A 17,401-nucleotide genomic window follows, 5' to 3' on the forward strand; every position below is an offset into this window, starting at 1 on the left:
AACCGATCGCGAGTCCGGCGCGCGCCGGCGGCCTCGCTATAATTCGGCCATGTCCGAATTCACCGAAACGGCCGCGGGCGCCGCGCCCGCCCCTGATCCACACGCGCCGCGCCCGCTGCGCGCGATCCAGCCCCTGCCCGACCAGCTGATCAGCCAGATCGCCGCGGGCGAGGTGGTCGAGCGCCCGGCGTCGGTCGTCAAGGAGCTGCTGGAAAACGCGCTCGACGCCGGCGCGAGCACGCTGCGCATCGTGCTCGAGGAAGGCGGCGTCAAGCGCATCTCGATCACCGACGACGGCTGCGGCATCCCGCCGGGCGAGCTGCCGCTCGCGCTGATGCGCCACGCGACCAGCAAGATCCGCTCGCTCGAGGAGCTCGAGGCGGTCGCGACGCTCGGGTTCCGCGGCGAAGCGCTCGCGTCGATCGCGTCGGTCGCCGAGATGTTCATCACGAGCCGCACCGCGGATTCCGCCCACGCGACGCGCATCGACGCGCAGACCGGCGTGCTCGCGCCCGCCGCCGGCGCGGTCGGCACGACGATCGAAGTGCGCGAGCTGTACTTCAACACGCCCGCGCGCCGCAAGTTCCTGAAGAGCGAGCAGACCGAGTTCGGGCATTGCCTGGAAATGATCCGCCGCGCGGCGCTCGCGCGGCCGGACGTCGCGATTTCGGTGCTGCACAACGGCAAGGCCGTCGAGCACTGGAACGCGACCGAGCCCGCGCAGCGCGTCGCGAAGATCCTCGGCGACGGCTTCGCGACCGCGCACCTGCCGCTCGACGAGCAGGCCGGGCCGCTGGCCGTGTACGGCTGCGCCGGGCTGCCGACCGCGAGCCGCGGCCGCGCCGACCAGCAGTATTTCTTCGTGAACGGCCGCTTCGTGCGCGACAAGCTGCTCACGCACGCGGTGCGCGCCGCGTACGAGGACGTGCTGCACGGCGACCGCTATCCGTCCTATGTGCTGTTCCTCGACCTGCCGCCCGAGGCGGTCGACGTGAACGTGCACCCGTCGAAGATCGAGGTGCGATTCCGCGATTCGCGCTCGATCCACCAGTTCGTGTTCCATGCGGTGCAGCGTTCGCTGGCCCGCCATGCGGGCGCATCGCCAGAAACCACCGCGGGCGGCCACGCCGCGCATATCGCCCCCGTGCCCGCACCCGCGCCGGGCCCCGCATCGTTCCTGAACACGCCGCTGGGCCAGGCTGCCGTGGGTGGCGGTGCAGGCACCGGCGCCACGCACACGCCGTCGCAAGGCAACACGTGGCTGCGCCAGGCGCGGATGACGCAGGGCACGCTGCCGGTCGCGCAGCCGCTTGCGCTCTACGACGCGCTGTTCGGCCGCAAGGACAGCGGCGCGGGCACGCCGGCCGGCACGACGCTCGCCGCCGACGCGGCGGAGCCGCCGGCGTCGCCGCTGGCGGGCTTCGCCGCCGCGCCGTCGCTGGCTGACACCGCGCACGACGACCAGCCGCTCGGCTTCGCGCTCGGCCAGATCCACGGCATCTACGTGCTCGCGCAGAACGCGCACGGGCTCGTGATCGTCGACATGCACGCGGCGCACGAGCGGATCCTGTACGAACAGTTCAAGGGCGCGCTCGCCGACCGCGCGATCGCGGTGCAGGCGCTGCTGCTGCCGGTGTCGATGACCGCCACGCCGGTGGAGATCGGCACCGTCGAGGAGGAACGCGAGACGCTCGAATCGCTCGGCTTCGACCTCGCGGTGCTGTCGCCGACCACGCTCGCGATCCGCGCGGTGCCGGCGCTACTGAAGGACGCCGACCTGCAGTCGCTCGCCCGCGCGGTGCTCGCCGACCTGCACGCGTTCGGCGGCTCGCGCGTGCTGACCGAGCGCCAGCACGAACTGCTCGGCACGCTCGCGTGCCATCACGCGGTGCGCGCGAACCGGCGCCTCACGCTCGACGAGATGAACGCGCTGCTGCGCCAGATGGAAGCGACCGAACGCGCGGACCAGTGCAATCACGGCCGGCCGACGTGGTACCAGCTCACGCTCGGCGATCTCGACCGCCTGTTCATGCGCGGCCAATGAGCGTGTCGCCGTCTTCCGCCCCGGCGACGATCGCCTGCCTGCTCGGCCCCACCGCGTCCGGCAAGACGGCCGCGGCGCTGGCGCTCGCGGCGCGCCGCCCGATCGAGATCGTCAGCGTCGATTCGGCGCTCGTCTACCGCGACATGGACATCGGCACCGCGAAGCCGAGCCGTGACGAGCGCGCGGCCGTGCCGCATCACCTGATCGACATCATCGACCCGGCCGACGCGTATTCGGCCGCCGAATTCCGCGCCGACGCGCTGCGCCTGATCGGCGAGATCGCCGCGCGCGGCCGCATGCCGCTGCTCGCGGGCGGCACGATGCTCTACTACAAGGCGCTGACGCAGGGGCTCAACGACCTGCCGACCGCCGATCCGGCCGTGCGCGCCGAACTCGACGCCGACGCCGCGCGCGACGGCTGGCCGGCGCTCCACGCACGGCTCGCGCAGGTCGACCCGGAGACGGCCGCGCGCCTCGCGCCGAACGATTCGCAGCGGATCCAGCGCGCGCTCGAGGTGTTCATGCTGAGCGGCCAGCCGATGTCGGCGCTGCTCGCCGCGCCGCGCAGCGCCGACGATGCGGCCGCCCGCTACCGGTTCGTGCCGGTCGCGCTCGAGCCGTCCGACCGCGCGGTGCTGCATGCGCGCATCGCGCAGCGTTTCGACGCGATGCTCGACGCGGGCTTCATCGACGAGGTCGAGCGGCTGCGCCGCCGCGACGATCTGCATCCCGGGCTGCCGTCGATGCGCTGCGTCGGCTACCGGCAGGCGTGGGAATTCCTCGACGGCATCACCGACTATCGGACGATGCGCGACAAGGGCATCTTCGCGACACGGCAGCTCTGCAAGCGGCAGATCACGTGGCTGCGCGCGATGCCGGAGCGGATCGTCGTCGACTGCGTCGCGGCCGATGCGGCCGTGCGCGCGGTGGACGCGCTCGAACGCGTGATCGACGGCCGCGCGCCGGTCTGACGGGCGCGCGCCGGCACGCGGAGGCGCGCGTCGTCAGCCGGCCCGGCGCGCGGCCAGTTGCGCGCGCGCGCCGTCGACCACCAGCGCGATCGCGCGCTCGAACGCCTCGTCGCGGCTGCGCGCGCGCAGTGCGGCCCACCCTTGTGCGACGAGCGGGTACGCGGCCGGATCCGGCAGGTCCTCCGCCTCGGGCGCGCCTTCCGGTTCCGCCTGCTCCTCCAGTACCCAGCCGACCACGAAGCGGCCGAGCGCGAACATCACGTCGATGGCCTGCTCGGGTGCGAAACCCGCATCGCACAACAACGCCAGCTTGGATTCGATCGCGTCGAAATCCCCCGCGCGCGGCCGCGTGCCGGCATGCAGGCGCGCGCCGTCCCGATAGGCCAGCAGCGCGGCGCGGAAATTGCGCGCATTCGCGGCGAGCCACGTGTCCCATGCGTCGCCCGGCCGCGGCAGCGAGGCCTGACGGCGTTCGGACATGATCGCGTCCGACATCGCTTCGAGCAGCTCGCCCTTGTTCCGGAAATGCCAGTAAAGCGTCGGCGATTGCACGCCAAGCCGCTCCGCGAGCCGCCGCGTCGACAGCGCGTCGATGCCGACCTCGTCGAGCAGGTCGAGCGCCACGCGCAATACCGTGTCGCGTGTGAGCCGCGCGCCTGTATCCTTCATATTTATCACCGATAGGGAAACCGTGGAATAATCGCCACTCTATCACCGATAGGGTCACGATCTTGAATCCCTCCCTGATTGCCATCCTGGCGACCGTCCTGCTCGACGCGATCGGCGTCGGGCTCGTGATGCCGATCCTGCCCGGGCTGCTGCGCTCGCTCGCCGGCATGGGCAGCACCGACACGCATTACGGCGTGCTGCTCGCGCTGTATGCGTTCGCGCAATTCCTGTGCGCGCCGCTGCTCGGCGCGCTGAGTGACCGCTTCGGCCGCCGGCCCGTGCTGCTCGCGTCGCTCGCGGGCGCCGCGCTCGACTATCTGCTGATGGCCTATGCGCCGACGCTCGCGTGGCTTTACGCGGGGCGCTTGATCGCGGGCATCACGGGCGCGAGCGTCGCGGTCGCGACCGCGTACGTCACCGACGTCACGGCCGAACCCGACCGTGCGCGGCGTTTCGGCCAGCTGGGCGCCGTGATGGGCATCGGCTTCATCGCCGGCCCGCTGATCGGCGGGCTGCTCGGCGCGTGGCACCTGCGTGCGCCGTTCGTCGCGGCCGCGCTGCTCAACGCACTCAATCTCGCGCTCGTGTGGCGCGCGCTGCCGGAATCGCGGCCGCCGTCGGCGCGCGACGGCCACACGGCCACCATCCTCAATCCGTTCGCGAGCCTGCGCCTGCTGCGCGGCGGCCCGACGCTCGCCGCGCTGGTCGGCGTCTACGTGATCGTCGCGCTGGTGTCGCAGGCGCCCGCGACGCTGTGGATCCTGTACGGCCAGGAACACTTCGGCTGGTCGACGCTGATCGCGGGGTTGTCGCTCACGGGCTATGGCGCGTGCCACGCGCTCGCGCAGGCGTTTGCGATCGGGCCGCTGATCGCGCGCCTCGGCGAGCGCCGCGCGCTCGCGCTGGGCCTTGCCGGCGATGCACTCGGGCTCGTGGCCATCGCGTTCGCCGCCGCGGCGTGGGTGCCGTTCGCGCTGCTGCCGCTGTTCGCGGCGGGCGGCCTCGCGTTGCCGGCGCTGCAGGCGATGCTCGCGCGCCAGGTCGACGACGCGCGGCAGGGCGAACTGCAGGGCGCGCTCGCGAGCGTCGCGAGCCTGATCGGCGTCGCGGGGCCGCTCGTCGTCACCGCCACATATGCAGCCACCCGCGACACGTGGCCAGGGCTCGTGTGGGCGGCCGCCGCGCTGCTGTACCTGCTCGTGCCGCCGCTGCTGTTCAATGCGCGGGCGGCGCGCGCAGGCGCTGCGCCCTGAGGCCGGACGGGCACGCATCCGGCTCACCGCGAACAAGGCCGCGATGTCCGGCCACGCCGACCACCCGCCCCAGCTGACGTTTTACGGAAGCAACGGCCTGCGTTGACGAAATCGGCGCACCCAAAACAAAACGCCCGGCTTGCGCCGGGCGTTTTGCATGAACGGTGATGCAGCCTGGATGCCGCTCAGACCACGACCGTCTGCGCCTCGCCTTCGCGGCTCGCGCGCACGGTGCCGATCTTCCACACCTGCTCGCCGGCTGCCGTCAGCTGGCTGACCGCCGCGTCGGCATCGGCCGCCGACACGATCACGGCCATGCCGATCCCGCAGTTGAACACGCGGTGCATTTCCGCGTCGGCGACGCCGCCGTGCTCCTGCAGCCACTGGAACAGCGGCGGCAGCGGCCAGGCCTTCTGGTCCAGCTCGGCGGTGAGGCCTTCGCGCAGCACGCGCGGAATGTTCTCGACGAGGCCCCCGCCGGTGATGTGCGCCATGCCCTTCACGGCGATCTTTTCCATCAGCGCGAGCAGCGGCTTCACGTAGATGCGGGTCGGCGCCATCAGCGTGTCGGCCAGCGAGCGGCCGTGGAAATCGGCCGACAGGTCCGGATTCGCGCGCTCGATGATCTTGCGCACGAGCGAGAAGCCGTTCGAGTGGATGCCGCTCGAGGCAAGGCCCAGCACCACGTCGCCCGCGGCGATCGTGCTGCCGTCGATGATCTTGCTCTTTTCGACCGCGCCGACCGCGAAGCCCGCGAGGTCGTACTCGCCGTCCGGGTACATGCCCGGCATTTCCGCGGTTTCGCCGCCGATCAGCGCGCAGCCCGACAGTTCGCAGCCCTGCGCGATGCCCTTGACGACGGTCGCGGCCGTGTCGACGTCGAGCTTGCCGCACGCGAAGTAGTCGAGGAAGAACAGCGGCTCGGCGCCCTGCACGAGGATGTCGTTCACGCTCATCGCGACGAGATCCTGGCCGACCGTGTCGTGTTTGTTCAGATGAAACGCGAGCTTGAGCTTGGTGCCGACGCCGTCGGTGCCCGACACGAGCACCGGCTCGCGATACTTCTTCGGCACTTCGAACAGCGCGCCGAACCCGCCGATGCCGCCGAGCACGCCGTCGCGCAGGGTTTTCTTCGCAAAGGGCTTGATCTTGTCGATGAGGGCATCGCCCGCGTCGATGTCGACGCCCGCGTCACGATAGGACAGACCTTGGGCGTCAGGAGCGGATTTCGGAGGATTCATGGGGGAATGCGAGAAGGTCGGTAAAATGCGATTTTACCCGAACCCGGCCGCGTGGCCGGAATTCCCCGCATCGAATCGTCAGGGATCGCATCTTGGCCAACACGTCCCCGTTTTCATCGCTGAGCGAGCCGCGCCGGAACCCGCGCGCCGCCGTGCGTGCGGCCGCGCGTGCAGCCATCGACCCCGCGCGCCCCGGCGCACGTTTTTCCAACCGACCCGCATTGTGACTGTGTCCCGTCAACTGACGCTCGATCTCGGCACGCCGCCGCCCGCCACGTTCGACAACTTCATCATGAGTGAGGAGAACGACGAGCTCGTCACGCGGCTGCAGAAGCTCGACCTCGCGCTGGCGGCGGGCCCCGTGCCGGACCGGTCGTTCTACATCTGGGGCGAGCCGGGCAGCGGCCGCAGCCACCTGCTGCAGGCGCTCGTGAGCGACGCGTCGTACGGCTACGCGCGCTATCTCACGCCGCAAAGCCCGCTCGGCGCGTTCACGTTCGACCCGCGCATCGGCATCTACGCGATCGACGACTGCGACCGGATGAGCGACACGCAGCAGGTCGCGCTGTTCAACCTGTTCAACGAGGTCCGCGCGCATCCGTCGAGCGCGTTCGTCGCGGCAGGGCCCGCGGCGCCGCTCGCGCTCGACGTCCGCGAGGATCTGCGCACGCGCCTCGGCTGGGGGCTCGTGTTCCACCTGTCGCCGCCGTCCGACGCCGGCAAGATCGCCGTACTGAAGCTCGCGGCGAAGGAGCGCGGGATCGCGCTCACCGACGATATCGCGGCCTACCTGCTGACTCATTTCCGCCGCGACATGCCCAGCCTGATGGCGCTGCTCGACGCGCTCGACCGCTTCTCGCTCGAGCAGAAACGCGCCGTCACGCTGCCGCTGCTGCGCCGGATGCTGGCCCGCCCCGGCGACGACATCGTGCCGCCGGGCACGGGCCCGAACCGCTTCGAGTAAAATGCGCTTCCATGACTAATCTGGCACTCTTTGACCTCGATCACACGCTGATCCCGACCGATAGCGACCACGAATGGGGCCGCTTCATGGTGAAGCTCGGCATCGTCGACGCGGAAAGCTTCTCGCGTCAGAACGACCAGTTCTTCGCCGACTACAAGGCCGGCAAGCTCGACATCCACGCGTACCTCACGGCGATGCTCACGCCGCTCGCGAAGTATTCGCGCGCGCAGCTCGCCGAGTGGCACGAGCAGTACATGCACGAGGTGATCCGGCCCGCGATGACGCCCGCCGCGCTCGAACTCGTGCGCCAGCACCTCGATGCCGGCGACCTGTGCTGCGTCGTCACCGCGACCAACGAATTCATCACGCGGCCGATCGCGACCGCGTTCGGCGTCGACACGCTGATCGCGTGCGAAGTCGAGACGACCGACGGCCACCCCGATTCGCCGTACACGGGCCGGCCGACCGGCACGCCGAGCTATCGCGAAGGCAAGATCATCCGCACCGAAGCGTGGCTCGCGTCGCTCGGCAAGCACTGGGACGATTTCGAACACAGCTATTTCTACAGCGATTCGCACAACGACATCCCGTTGCTCGAGAAAGTCACCGACCCGATCGCGACCAACCCCGACGACACGCTGCGCGCGCATGCAAGCAACCGCGGCTGGCGCATCCTCGATCTCTTCTGAACGTCGTGATCAAAAAATTCATCCGCAAGCTGCTCGGCCAGGACGACGCCGCCCAAACGCCGGCCGATACCGCGCCCGCCGATACCCAGGCCGCCCCGCGCGCCGCGAAGGGCGCCCGCCCCGCTGCGAAGAAGCCGCGCAACCATGAGCCGACCGTCGTGCCCGCGAACGTGCACGGCATCGATCCCGCGCTGATCTCGAAGAACGCCGTGCGCGTGACCGACACGCTGCAGCAGGCGGGCTTTCGCGCGTTCATCGTCGGCGGCGCGGTGCGCGACCTGCTGCTCGGCATCGCGCCGAAGGACTTCGACGTCGCGACCGACGCGACCCCCACCGAGGTGCAGCGCCTGTTCCGCCGCGCGCGCCTGATCGGCCGCCGCTTCCAGATCGTCCACGTGCAGTTCGGCCAGGAGCTGATCGAGGTGTCGACGTTCCGCGCGCTGGTCGATCCGCCGCCCGCCGCGGCCGAGCCGCCGAAGCGCCTGAAGCGCGACGAGCTCGACCGCCGCACGCATGCGGTGGACGCGAGCGGCCGCGTGCTGCGCGACAACGTGTGGGGCGAGCAGCACGAGGACGCCGCGCGCCGCGACTTCACGATCAACGCGATGTACTACGACCCGTCGACGCAGACGGTGCTCGACTACCACGACGGGATGGCCGACATGCGCGCCCGCCTGCTGCGGATGATCGGCGATCCGGCCACGCGCTACCGCGAGGATCCGGTGCGGATGCTGCGCGTCGTGCGCTTCGCGGCGAAGCTCGGCTTCGACATCGAGACGCACACGCGCGAGCCGATCAACGCGCTCGCCGACCTGATCAACAACGTGCCCGCCGCGCGCCTGTTCGACGAGATGCTGAAGCTGCTGCTGTCCGGCCATGCGCTCGCGTGCCTGAAGCAGCTGCGCAAGGAAGGCCTGCACCACGGGCTGCTGCCGCTGCTCGACGTCGTGCTCGAACAGCCGCAGGGCGAGAAGTTCATCACGCTCGCGCTGAACAACACCGACGCGCGCGTGCGCGCCGGCAAGCCGGTGTCGCCGGGCTTCCTGTTCGCGACGCTGCTGTGGCACGACATGCGCCAGCGCTTCGAGCAATACTCGGCCGAAGGCGAGTTCCCGGTGCCCGCGCTGCATCGCGCGATGGACGACGTGCTCGACATGCAGACCGAGAAGCTCGCGATCCACAAGCGCTACTCGGCCGACATGCGCGAGATCTGGGGCCTGCAGCTGCGCCTCGAGAAGCGCTCCGGCCGCAGCGCGCTGCGCCTGCTGGAACACCAAAGATTTAGAGCGGGGTATGATTTCCTCCTGTTACGCTGCGAATCCGGCGAGCTGGAGCAGGACGTCGGGCAGTGGTGGACGGATTTCATCGAAGGCGACGCGGCCGCGCGCGAGGCCTTGCTCACGCAGGGCGGCTCGAAGGAAAAATCGCCCCGCAAGCGGCGCCGCCGCGGCGGCGCGAGGAATCGCAAGCCGGACGACGGCGCCGCGCAGGCGCCCGAAGTGTCGGGCGGTTCCGAAGACTGACGCGCGCGCCGGCGAACGACGTAGGAAGTGATGCCATGACGGTTGCATATCTCGGACTGGGGGCGAATCTCGGCGATGCGCGCCAGACTTTGAAGGACGCGGTGGTGTGTCTTGCCCAGCAGCACACCATCTCGATCCTCGGCAAGTCGAGCCTGTATCGCACGGCCCCGGTCGACGCCGGGGGCGACGACTACTACAACTGCGTCGTCAAGATCGACACCACGCTCGCCGCGCGCGAGCTGCTCGCCCTCTGCCAGAAGATCGAACATCACTTCGGGCGCGAACGCCCGTACCGCAACGCTCCCCGCACGCTCGACATCGACATCCTGCTGTTCGGCGCCGATTCGATCGACGAACCCGACCTGATCGTGCCGCACCCGCGCCTGACCGACCGCGCGTTCGCGCTGGTGCCGCTCGTCGAGATCGACCCGGCGCTCGACATCCCGGCGCGCGGCCGCGCGCAGGCGTTCCTCGCCGCGGTCGCGGGCCAGCGCATCGAGAAGGTCCAGACCTGCCAGTGCCTGATGCAGAAGGCGCTCGCCGCCGCCGGCGACGGCGCCGACAAAACCCGCTGCCGATGAACCCTACCCCGCTGACCGTCACCGCGCCGGACCTGCGCGCGCCGCATCGCTATCTCGTGATCGAAGGCCCGATCGGCGTCGGCAAGACGACGCTCGCCCGCCTGCTCGGCGAGCGCTGGTCGATGCAGCCGCTGCTCGAACGCCCGCAGGACAACCCGTTTCTCGAGCGCTTCTATCGCGACACGGCGCGCTATGCGCTGCCGGCCCAGCTGTCGTTCGCGCTGCAGCGCGCGCAGCAGGCGCGCGAACTGGTTGCGGCGCTGGAAACAGGCCGCCCGGTGGTCGCCGATTTCATGCCGCAGAAGAACGAGATCTTCGCGCGGCTGAACCTGCCCGACGACGAATGGCAGCTCTACCGCGCGCTCGCCGCGCACGTCGATGCCCAGCAGGCGCCCGCGCCCGAGCTCGTCGTGTACCTGCAGGCGAGCCCCGAAGTGCTGTTCGCGCGGATCCAGAAGCGCGGCCTGCCGATGGAGCTGCAGATCAGCGATGCGTACCTGCGCTCGCTCGTCGACGCGTACAACGAATTCTTCTATCACTACGACCGCACACCGGTGCTGACGGTCGCGGCGGAGCACCTGAACCCGCTGGACTCTCCCGAGGATCTTGCCTTGCTGATCGAGCGCATCGAGACGATGCGCGGCCGCAAGGAGTTCTTCGTCAAGGGCGAGACGACGCGCTGACGCGTCGCTCGCCGCTTTTCTACCCATCGAACCGGAATTCCCATGACCTATCTCCAGGATTCGAGCCGGCCTGCCGTGACGGTGCCGAAGCTGCAGGCAATGCGCGACGCCGGCGAGAAGATCGCGATGCTGACCTGCTACGACGCGAGCTTCGCCGCGCTGCTCGACCGCGCGGGCGCCGACGTCCTCCTGATCGGCGATTCGCTCGGCAACGTGCTGCAAGGCCACACCACCACCCTGCCCGTCACGCTCGACGATATCGCGTATCACACGGCCTGCGTCGCACGCGCGCAGCCGCGCGCGCTGATCATGGCGGATTTGCCGTTCGGCACGTACGGCACGCCGGCCGACGCGTTCGCCAGCTCCGTCAAGCTGATGCGCGCGGGCGCGCAGATGGTCAAGCTCGAAGGCGGCGAATGGCTCGCCGACACCGTGCGGTTCCTGGTCGAGCGCGCGGTGCCCGTGTGCGCGCACATCGGCCTCACGCCGCAGTCGGTGCACGCGTTCGGCGGTTTCAAGGTGCAGGGCAAGACCGAGGCCGGCGCCGCGCAGCTGCTGCGCGACGCGCGCGCGCTCGAGGCCGCCGGTGCGCAGATCGTGCTGCTCGAGGCCGTCCCGATGCTCGTCGCCTCCGAAGTCACGCAGATGCTGCGCGTGCCGACGATCGGCATCGGCGCGGGCGCGGACTGCACGGGCCAGGTGCTGGTGCTGCACGACATGCTCGGCATCTTCCCCGGCAAGCGGCCGCGCTTCGTGAAGGATTTCATGCAGGGCCAACCGAGCATCCACGCGGCCATCGATGCGTACGTGCGCGCGGTGAAGGACGGTTCGTTCCCCGGCCCGGAACATACGTTCTGACGCGGCGCCGCCGGCGCGCAGACATGAAAAAACGCGGCGCCCTTTGCGGGGCGCCGCGTTTTTTTGCGGCCTCGTTTCGCCGTGATGCGCATGAGTCCGGCACCGGCCGATCGGCAGCGCGTGCCGATCGGCTCAGGTCACTTCAGTACCGCATCGACTGCGCCGCGCAGTGCGTTGGTCAGCAGCAGCGCCTGCGCGCGCGCCAGGTCGTCGCGCGTGACGACACGCTCCGTCGCGCCGAACGACGGATCGTCGAGCAGCACGCCGCGCATCACGCCCGGCAGCACGCCGCACGACAGCGGCGGCGTCACCCATTGGCCGTCGAGCTTCACGAACAGGTTCGAGCGCCCGCCCTCCGTCACTTCGCCGCGCTCGTTGACGAACAGCATGTCGAAACAGCCGAGCGCCTCGGCGGCCTGCCATGCGCGATCGTAGTCGGCACGACGGGTCGTCTTGTGCTGCAGCAGCGCATCGTCGGCGTGCGTCGGCGCAAAGCCATGATCGGCCGCGAGCAGCATGCCCGCCGGCCCGTCCGGCAGCGGCTTGAGCGGCGCCGCCACGATCTCGAGCGCGCCGTCCTTCGCCAGCGCCAGCTTCATCCGGTACGGGCCGTCGCCGTCGAGCGCCGCGCAGCGCGCGTCGATCGCGCCGCGCAGCGCATCCGCGTCGAAGCGGAAGCCGAACGCGTCCGCGCTGCGCTGCAGCCGCGCGACGTGGCGGTCGAGATGGCGGATGCCCTCCGCGCGCGTCGCGCAGGTGGTTTCGAACAGCTGGAAGCCGGGATCGGCATCGGTCAGGAATCGCGCCTTCAATTCGCACTCCGCATATTCGTCGGCCGCGACGCTGTCGAGCACGATGCCCGCGCCGACGCCCATCGTGCCCATCCGCCGGCCCGATGCCGCGGCCGCATCGAGCGTCAGCGTGCGGATCGCGACCGACAGGCAGAAATCGCCGCAGCGCGGCGCGCCGTCCGGGTTCCCGTCGGCGCTTGCCTGCGGCGCATCGAGCCAGCCGATCGTGCCCGTATAGAGGCCGCGCGGCGTCGATTCGATCGCGTCGATCAGCTGCATCGTCTTGTGTTTCGGCGCACCGGTGATCGACCCGCACGGAAACAGCGCGCGCAGCAGGTCGGCAAACGTCGTGCCGTCGCGCCATCCCGCGTCCACCGTCGACGTCATCTGCCACACCGACGCATACGGCTCGACCGAGAACAGCGCCGGCACCCTGACGGTTCCCGTGCGGGCGATTCGCGACAGGTCGTTGCGCAGCAGGTCGACGATCATCACGTTTTCGGCGCGGTTCTTCGGATCGCTCGCGAGGAACGCGGCCGCTTCGGCATCGCGCCGCGGGTCGTCCGAGCGCGGCGCGGTGCCCTTCATCGGCCGCGCGCGCAGCACGTCGCCGTGCTTCTCGACGAACAGCTCGGGCGAGCACGACACGACCCACGCGCCGCCCGGCAGCGCGATCAGCGCGCCGTAGCGCACCGGCTGGCGCGCGCGCAGGCGCCGGTACAGCGCGAGCGGCGTGCCGAACGCGTCGAAATGCAGCCGGAAGGTGTAGTTGACCTGATACGAGTCGCCCGCGCGCAGCGCGTCGTGCACGGCAGCGATCGCCGCGTCGAACGCATCGCGCGTCACGCTCTTCGTCACGTGCGCGACGCCCGCGATCGACGGCGACGCCGTGCCGCCGTCGCGTTGCGCGAGCCAGGCGTCGACTTCGTCGCGCGACAGGCGCTCGCAGCGCGCAAACAGCAAAAAGCGCAGCGGGGCTTCGCCCGGCTGCGCCCATTGCAGGTTGCGACCGAATTCGTAATCGCCGACGACGACCGCATGCAGCCCGTCGCGCAAATCCTGCGCGAGCGCCGCATCGACGTCGTCGAGCCGCGCGGGATCGGCGCACACCCGCTCGCGCACGAATCCCGTATACAAGCGACTCGACCGCGCGGATGCGGTCGAGTCGCAATCATCCAAGAGCGCGAACGCCGCGCTCTCGCTGCCATCAGTCATGCCGTTACTCGAAGAAGCTCTTCACCCGGTCGAACCAGCTCTTGCTCTGCGGGCTGTGACGCGCACCGCCTTCGGCCAGCGACTTCTCGAACTGCTTCAGCAGATCGCGCTGCTGGTCGGTCAGCTTCACCGGCGTCTCGACCTGCACATGCACGTACAGATCGCCCGCGATGCTCGCACGCAGCCCCTTGATGCCCTTGCCGCGCAGGCGGAACGTCTTGCCCGACTGCGTGCCTTCCGGCACCGGGAACGTCGCGCGGCCGGCCAGCGTCGGCACCTCGATCTCGCCGCCGAGCGCGGCGGTCGTGAACGGAATCGGCATCTGGCAATGCAGGTCGTCGCCGTCACGCTCGAACACCGCGTGCGGCTTGATGTGGATCTCGACGTACAGGTCGCCCGGCGGCCCGCCGTTGATCCCCGGCTCGCCGTTGCCGGCCGAGCGGATCCGCATGCCGTCGTCGATGCCCGCCGGGATCTTCACTTCGAGCGTCTTGGTTTCCTTCACCTTGCCCGAACCATGGCAGTGCGCGCACGGCTCCGGAATGTAGGTGCCGCTGCCGTGACACTTCGGGCAGGTTTGCTGGATGCTGAAGAAGCCCTGCGACATGCGCACCGTGCCCTGGCCATGGCAGGTCGGGCAGGTTTCGGGCTTGGTGCCCGGCTTCGCGCCCGAGCCGTGACAGATTTCGCACGACACCCAGCTCGGCACGCGGATCTGCGTGTCGTAGCCGTGCGCGGCCTGCTCGAGCGTGATTTCCATGCTGTAGCGCAGGTCCGCGCCGCGATACACCTGCGGGCCGGCCCGGCCGCCACGGCCGCCCGCGGCCTGGCCAAAGATGTCGCCGAAGATGTCGCCGAACGCATCCGCGAAGCCGCCGAAGCCCTGTGCACCCGCACCGCCCATGTTCGGATCGACGCCCGCATGGCCGTACTGGTCGTACGCGGCCCGCTTCTGGCTGTCCGACAGCATTTCGTAGGCTTCCTTCGCCTCCTTGAAATGCTCTTCCGCATCCTTGTTGTCCGGATTGCGGTCAGGGTGATACTTCATCGCAAGCTTGCGATATGCCTTCTTGATTTCGTCGTCGCTCGCATTCTTCGCGACGCCCAGAACCTCGTAGTAATCCCGTTTCGCCATATCGTTTCACTGCCGTCCGCGCCTCATGCACGCGGCGGCTCCTTTCGCTCGCAGTAAAGTCTCGCGACTCGTCTGGCGTTGCGGCACCCGTCCGGTGACGGCACACGCAGCGCCCGCCAAAAAACAAATGTGCCCGGAGGGCCGCGAAGCCCGCCAGGCGTAGAGTCGATCCGGCCATCCGCAAGGAAAGACAGACCGCTTGTCAGCCGCGCCGCGCGCGATCTCGCGCGCGGCGGTGGTGCTGTCGCAACCCGGCTCAGTCCTTCTTCACTTCCTTGAACTCGGCGTCGACGACGTCGTCCGCAGCCTGCTGCGCACCGCCCGCGTGGGCCGCGCCTTCCGCTGCGCCCGCCGCGCCGGCCGCACCTGCCTGGGCCTGCATGTCGGCGTACATCTTCTCGCCCAGCTTCTGCGACGCCGTCGCCACCGCTTCGACCTTCGCATCGATCGCTGCCTTGTCACTCGACGTGTTCTTCAACACTTCCTCGAGCTCCTTCAGCGCGGCTTCGATCTTCTCCTTCTCGCCCGCGTCCAGCTTGTCGCCGTACTCGGTCAGCGCCTTCTTGGTGCTGTGGACCAGCGCGTCGCCCTGGTTGCGCGAATCGGCCAGCTCGCGCAGCTTGTGGTCTTCCGCCGCGTTCGCTTCCGCGTCCTTGATCATCTGGTCGATCTCGGCCTCGGACAGGCCCGAGTTCGCCTTGATCGTGATCTTGTTTTCCTTGCCGGTCGCCTTGTCCTTCGCGCCGACGTGCAGGATGCCGTTCGCGTCGATGTCGAAGGTCACTTCGATCTGCGGCACGCCGCGCGGTGCGGGCGGGATGCCTTCCAGGTTGAACTCGCCGAGCAGCTTGTTGCCCGCTGCCATTTCGCGCTCGCCCTGGAACACCTTGATCGTCACGGCGCCCTGGTTGTCGTCCGCCGTCGAATACACCTGCGCGTGCTTCGTCGGGATCGTCGTGTTCTTGTTGATCATCTTCGTCATCACGCCGCCGAGCGTCTCGATGCCGAGCGACAGCGGGGTCACGTCGAGCAGCAGCACGTCCTTGCGGTCGCCCGACAGCACCTGGCCCTGGATCGCCGCGCCGACTGCGACGGCTTCGTCCGGGTTCACGTCACGGCGCGGATCCTTGCCGAAGAACTCCTTCACCTTCTCCAGCACCTTCGGCATGCGGGTCTGGCCGCCGACCAGGATCACGTCGTCGATGTCCGACACCTTGACGCCCGCGTCCTTGATCGCGATGCGGCACGGCTCGATCGTGCGCTCGACCAGATCCTCGACCAGCGCTTCCAGCTTCGCGCGGGTGATCTTCAGGTTCAAGTGCTTCGGGCCCGATGCGTCCGCCGTGATGTACGGCAGGTTGATTTCGGTCTGCTGGCTCGACGACAGTTCGATCTTCGCCTTTTCAGCGGCTTCCTTCAGGCGCTGCAGCGCGAGCACGTCCTTCGACAGGTCGACGCCCTGCTCCTTCTTGAACTCGCCGATGATGTAGTCGATGATGCGCTGGTCGAAGTCCTCGCCGCCGAGGAACGTGTCGCCGTTGGTCGACAGCACTTCGAACTGCATTTCGCCGTCGACGTCCGCGATCTCGATGATCGACACGTCGAACGTGCCGCCGCCGAGGTCATACACGGCGATCTTGCGGTCGCCCTTCTCGGCCTTGTCGAGGCCGAACGCGAGCGCGGCCGCGGTCGGCTCGTTGATGATCCGCTTGACTTCGAGGCCCGCGATGCGGCCGGCGTCCTTGGTCGCCTGGCGCTGGCTGTCGTTGAAGTACGCCGGCACCGTGATCACGGCTTCCGTGACCGGCTCGCCGAGGTAGTCTTCGGCCGTCTTCTTCATCTTGCGCAGCACTTCGGCCGACACTTGCGGCGGCGCCAGCTTCTCGCCGTGGGCTTCGACCCACGCGTCGCCGTTGTCCGCCTTGATGATCGCGTACGGCATCAGGCCGATGTCCTTCTGCACTTCCTTCTCTTCGAAGCGGCGGCCGATCAGGCGCTTCACCGCGAACAGCGTGTTCTTCGGGTTCGTCACCGACTGACGCTTGGCCGGCGCGCCGACGAGCACTTCGTTGTCGTCCATGTACGCGATGATCGACGGCGTCGTGCGGGCGCCTTCCGAGTTCTCGATGACCTTGACCTGGTTGCCTTCCATGATCGCGACGCACGAGTTCGTGGTGCCGAGGTCAATACCGATGATCTTTCCCATGTTTTCCTAATCTCCAGAAATCCTTGATTGCTGCGCGAAACCCCGCTTTTTTGGGCGGTTTCGCGCGCCGAATTCAACTCTGTTCCCGAAATGCGTCCGTCGGCACCGTTTTCAAGACCCGACCGTCGATGCGGCTATTAAATTTTTTCAATCGCCACGCGCCGCGGGATCGCCCGCCACGGGCTCGCCCGCCGCGGCGATCTTCGCGCGCGCGGCCGATACAGCCGCCTGGAACTGCGCAAGGCCATGCCAGCCGGTCGCGCGGCCGAGCCGCCGGCCGCGGTGAAAGAAGAACCACGTCGGCACGCCATGCAGCGCGAAGCGGCGCCCCAGCTCGCGGTGTTCGTACACGTTGCTATGGAACCATTTCAGGCCCAGCGCGCGGATCGCATCGGGCTGCGCGAGCATCGCCTTCTTCGCGATCTCGCAATTGAAGCAGTCGACGCCCCAGAAGAACACCACGGCCAGCGCGTCGCCCGCGCCGGCAAGGCCGGCGTCGAACGTATCGGCGGACAGCGCCTGCATCGCGAACGCGTCGAACGCGGCCGGATCGACGCCGACGGCAGCCATGACGACAG

15 protein-coding genes are annotated in these 17,401 nt (G+C 69.1%); 9 read left to right on the plus strand and 6 right to left on the minus strand.

Features of this window, described 5'->3' with window-relative positions; genetic code table 11:
• Nucleotides 1–49: 49 nt before the first annotated feature.
• Together mutL and miaA are read left to right on the plus strand one after the other, a co-directional pair.
• Nucleotides 50–2,044 carry a DNA mismatch repair endonuclease MutL gene (gene mutL / locus HWY45_RS29460; protein WP_059882603.1) on the plus strand — a complete coding sequence of 665 codons (1,995 nt, stop codon included), beginning with the start codon at nucleotides 50–52 and terminating at the stop codon, nucleotides 2,042–2,044.
• The gene (miaA, locus tag HWY45_RS29465) at nucleotides 2,041–3,015 is read left to right on the plus strand and encodes a tRNA (adenosine(37)-N6)-dimethylallyltransferase MiaA (protein ID WP_059882601.1); all 975 of its coding nucleotides are present in this window, start codon (nucleotides 2,041–2,043) and stop codon (nucleotides 3,013–3,015) included. The genes mutL and miaA overlap by 4 nt, the downstream gene beginning before the upstream one ends.
• Nucleotides 3,016–3,048: 33 nt before the next feature.
• Here the strand turns inward: miaA and tetR are convergent, their stop codons facing one another.
• A complete protein-coding gene (tetR, locus tag HWY45_RS29470; protein WP_059882599.1) occupies nucleotides 3,049–3,684 on the minus strand; it encodes a tetracycline resistance transcriptional repressor TetR in 636 nt (211 codons plus the stop codon).
• A 62-nt stretch (nucleotides 3,685–3,746) separates the two neighbouring features.
• Between tetR and tet the strand changes: the two genes are divergently transcribed.
• The gene (tet, locus tag HWY45_RS29475; protein ID WP_063895644.1) at nucleotides 3,747–4,937 is read left to right on the plus strand and encodes a Tet(A)/Tet(B)/Tet(C) family tetracycline efflux MFS transporter; all 1,191 of its coding nucleotides are present in this window, start codon (nucleotides 3,747–3,749) and stop codon (nucleotides 4,935–4,937) included.
• A 185-nt stretch (nucleotides 4,938–5,122) separates the two neighbouring features.
• Here tet and purM read toward each other — a convergent pair whose 3' ends face one another.
• Entirely contained in the window at nucleotides 5,123–6,178 is a 1,056-nt protein-coding gene (gene purM, locus HWY45_RS29480; RefSeq protein WP_059565254.1) for a phosphoribosylformylglycinamidine cyclo-ligase, read from the minus strand.
• A 223-nt stretch (nucleotides 6,179–6,401) separates the two neighbouring features.
• Between purM and hda the strand changes: the two genes are divergently transcribed.
• Genes hda through panB form a run of 6 tightly spaced genes read left to right on the plus strand, consistent with a single transcriptional unit; the run spans nucleotide 6,402 to nucleotide 11,476 of the window.
• A complete protein-coding gene (hda, locus tag HWY45_RS29485; protein WP_279607758.1) occupies nucleotides 6,402–7,142 on the plus strand; it encodes a DnaA regulatory inactivator Hda in 741 nt (246 codons plus the stop codon).
• Between the two features lie 11 nt (nucleotides 7,143–7,153).
• Nucleotides 7,154–7,831 carry a histidinol-phosphatase gene (locus tag HWY45_RS29490; protein WP_059565252.1) on the plus strand — a complete coding sequence of 226 codons (678 nt, stop codon included), beginning with the start codon at nucleotides 7,154–7,156 and terminating at the stop codon, nucleotides 7,829–7,831.
• A 5-nt stretch (nucleotides 7,832–7,836) separates the two neighbouring features.
• Entirely contained in the window at nucleotides 7,837–9,354 is a 1,518-nt protein-coding gene (gene pcnB / locus HWY45_RS29495; RefSeq protein WP_059802518.1) for a polynucleotide adenylyltransferase PcnB, read from the plus strand.
• Between the two features lie 35 nt (nucleotides 9,355–9,389).
• On the plus strand, nucleotides 9,390–9,935 hold the full coding sequence (gene folK, locus HWY45_RS29500; RefSeq protein ID WP_059565250.1) for a 2-amino-4-hydroxy-6-hydroxymethyldihydropteridine diphosphokinase: 546 nt from the start codon (nucleotides 9,390–9,392) through the stop codon (nucleotides 9,933–9,935).
• Entirely contained in the window at nucleotides 9,932–10,618 is a 687-nt protein-coding gene (locus tag HWY45_RS29505) for a deoxynucleoside kinase (protein WP_059802520.1), read from the plus strand. Before folK ends, HWY45_RS29505 begins: the two co-directional genes overlap by 4 nt.
• A gap of 42 nt (nucleotides 10,619–10,660) precedes the next feature.
• Nucleotides 10,661–11,476 carry a 3-methyl-2-oxobutanoate hydroxymethyltransferase gene (gene panB, locus HWY45_RS29510; RefSeq protein WP_059565248.1) on the plus strand — a complete coding sequence of 272 codons (816 nt, stop codon included), beginning with the start codon at nucleotides 10,661–10,663 and terminating at the stop codon, nucleotides 11,474–11,476.
• A 137-nt stretch (nucleotides 11,477–11,613) separates the two neighbouring features.
• Here the strand turns inward: panB and pabB are convergent, their stop codons facing one another.
• From pabB to HWY45_RS29530, 4 genes are all read right to left on the minus strand, one after another.
• A complete protein-coding gene (gene pabB, locus HWY45_RS29515; RefSeq protein ID WP_059882598.1) occupies nucleotides 11,614–13,482 on the minus strand; it encodes an aminodeoxychorismate synthase component I in 1,869 nt (622 codons plus the stop codon).
• Nucleotides 13,483–13,486: 4 nt separating this feature from the next.
• Nucleotides 13,487–14,617, minus strand: coding sequence for a molecular chaperone DnaJ (gene dnaJ, locus HWY45_RS29520; protein ID WP_017333261.1), 1,131 nt, complete (start codon nucleotides 14,615–14,617; stop codon nucleotides 13,487–13,489).
• A gap of 256 nt (nucleotides 14,618–14,873) precedes the next feature.
• Entirely contained in the window at nucleotides 14,874–16,823 is a 1,950-nt protein-coding gene (dnaK, locus tag HWY45_RS29525) for a molecular chaperone DnaK (RefSeq protein ID WP_059565245.1), read from the minus strand.
• A gap of 147 nt (nucleotides 16,824–16,970) precedes the next feature.
• Nucleotides 16,971–17,393, minus strand: coding sequence for a thioredoxin family protein (locus tag HWY45_RS29530; RefSeq protein WP_059882596.1), 423 nt, complete (start codon nucleotides 17,391–17,393; stop codon nucleotides 16,971–16,973).
• Nucleotides 17,394–17,401: the final 8 nt, after the last annotated feature.

The organism is Burkholderia stagnalis (assembly GCF_902830275.1).
GTDB lineage: Bacteria > Pseudomonadota > Gammaproteobacteria > Burkholderiales > Burkholderiaceae > Burkholderia > Burkholderia stagnalis.

Excerpts from the sequence above, each read along its gene's own strand:
- dnaJ (WP_017333261.1), bottom strand. The coding sequence starts at position 14,617 with ATGGCGAAACGGGATTACTACGAGGTTCTGGGCGTCGCGAAGAATGCG.
- mutL (WP_059882603.1), top strand. The coding sequence starts at position 50 with ATGTCCGAATTCACCGAAACGGCCGCGGGCGCCGCGCCCGCCCCTGAT.
- folK (WP_059565250.1), top strand. The coding sequence starts at position 9,390 with ATGACGGTTGCATATCTCGGACTGGGGGCGAATCTCGGCGATGCGCGC.
- purM (WP_059565254.1), bottom strand. The coding sequence starts at position 6,178 with ATGAATCCTCCGAAATCCGCTCCTGACGCCCAAGGTCTGTCCTATCGT.
- panB (WP_059565248.1), top strand. The coding sequence starts at position 10,661 with ATGACCTATCTCCAGGATTCGAGCCGGCCTGCCGTGACGGTGCCGAAG.
- dnaK (WP_059565245.1), bottom strand. The coding sequence starts at position 16,823 with ATGGGAAAGATCATCGGTATTGACCTCGGCACCACGAACTCGTGCGTC.
- tetR (WP_059882599.1), bottom strand. The coding sequence starts at position 3,684 with ATGAAGGATACAGGCGCGCGGCTCACACGCGACACGGTATTGCGCGTG.
- HWY45_RS29505 (WP_059802520.1), top strand. The coding sequence starts at position 9,932 with ATGAACCCTACCCCGCTGACCGTCACCGCGCCGGACCTGCGCGCGCCG.
- miaA (WP_059882601.1), top strand. The coding sequence starts at position 2,041 with ATGAGCGTGTCGCCGTCTTCCGCCCCGGCGACGATCGCCTGCCTGCTC.
- HWY45_RS29530 (WP_059882596.1), bottom strand. The coding sequence starts at position 17,393 with ATGGCTGCCGTCGGCGTCGATCCGGCCGCGTTCGACGCGTTCGCGATG.
- HWY45_RS29490 (WP_059565252.1), top strand. The coding sequence starts at position 7,154 with ATGACTAATCTGGCACTCTTTGACCTCGATCACACGCTGATCCCGACC.
- pabB (WP_059882598.1), bottom strand. The coding sequence starts at position 13,482 with ATGACTGATGGCAGCGAGAGCGCGGCGTTCGCGCTCTTGGATGATTGC.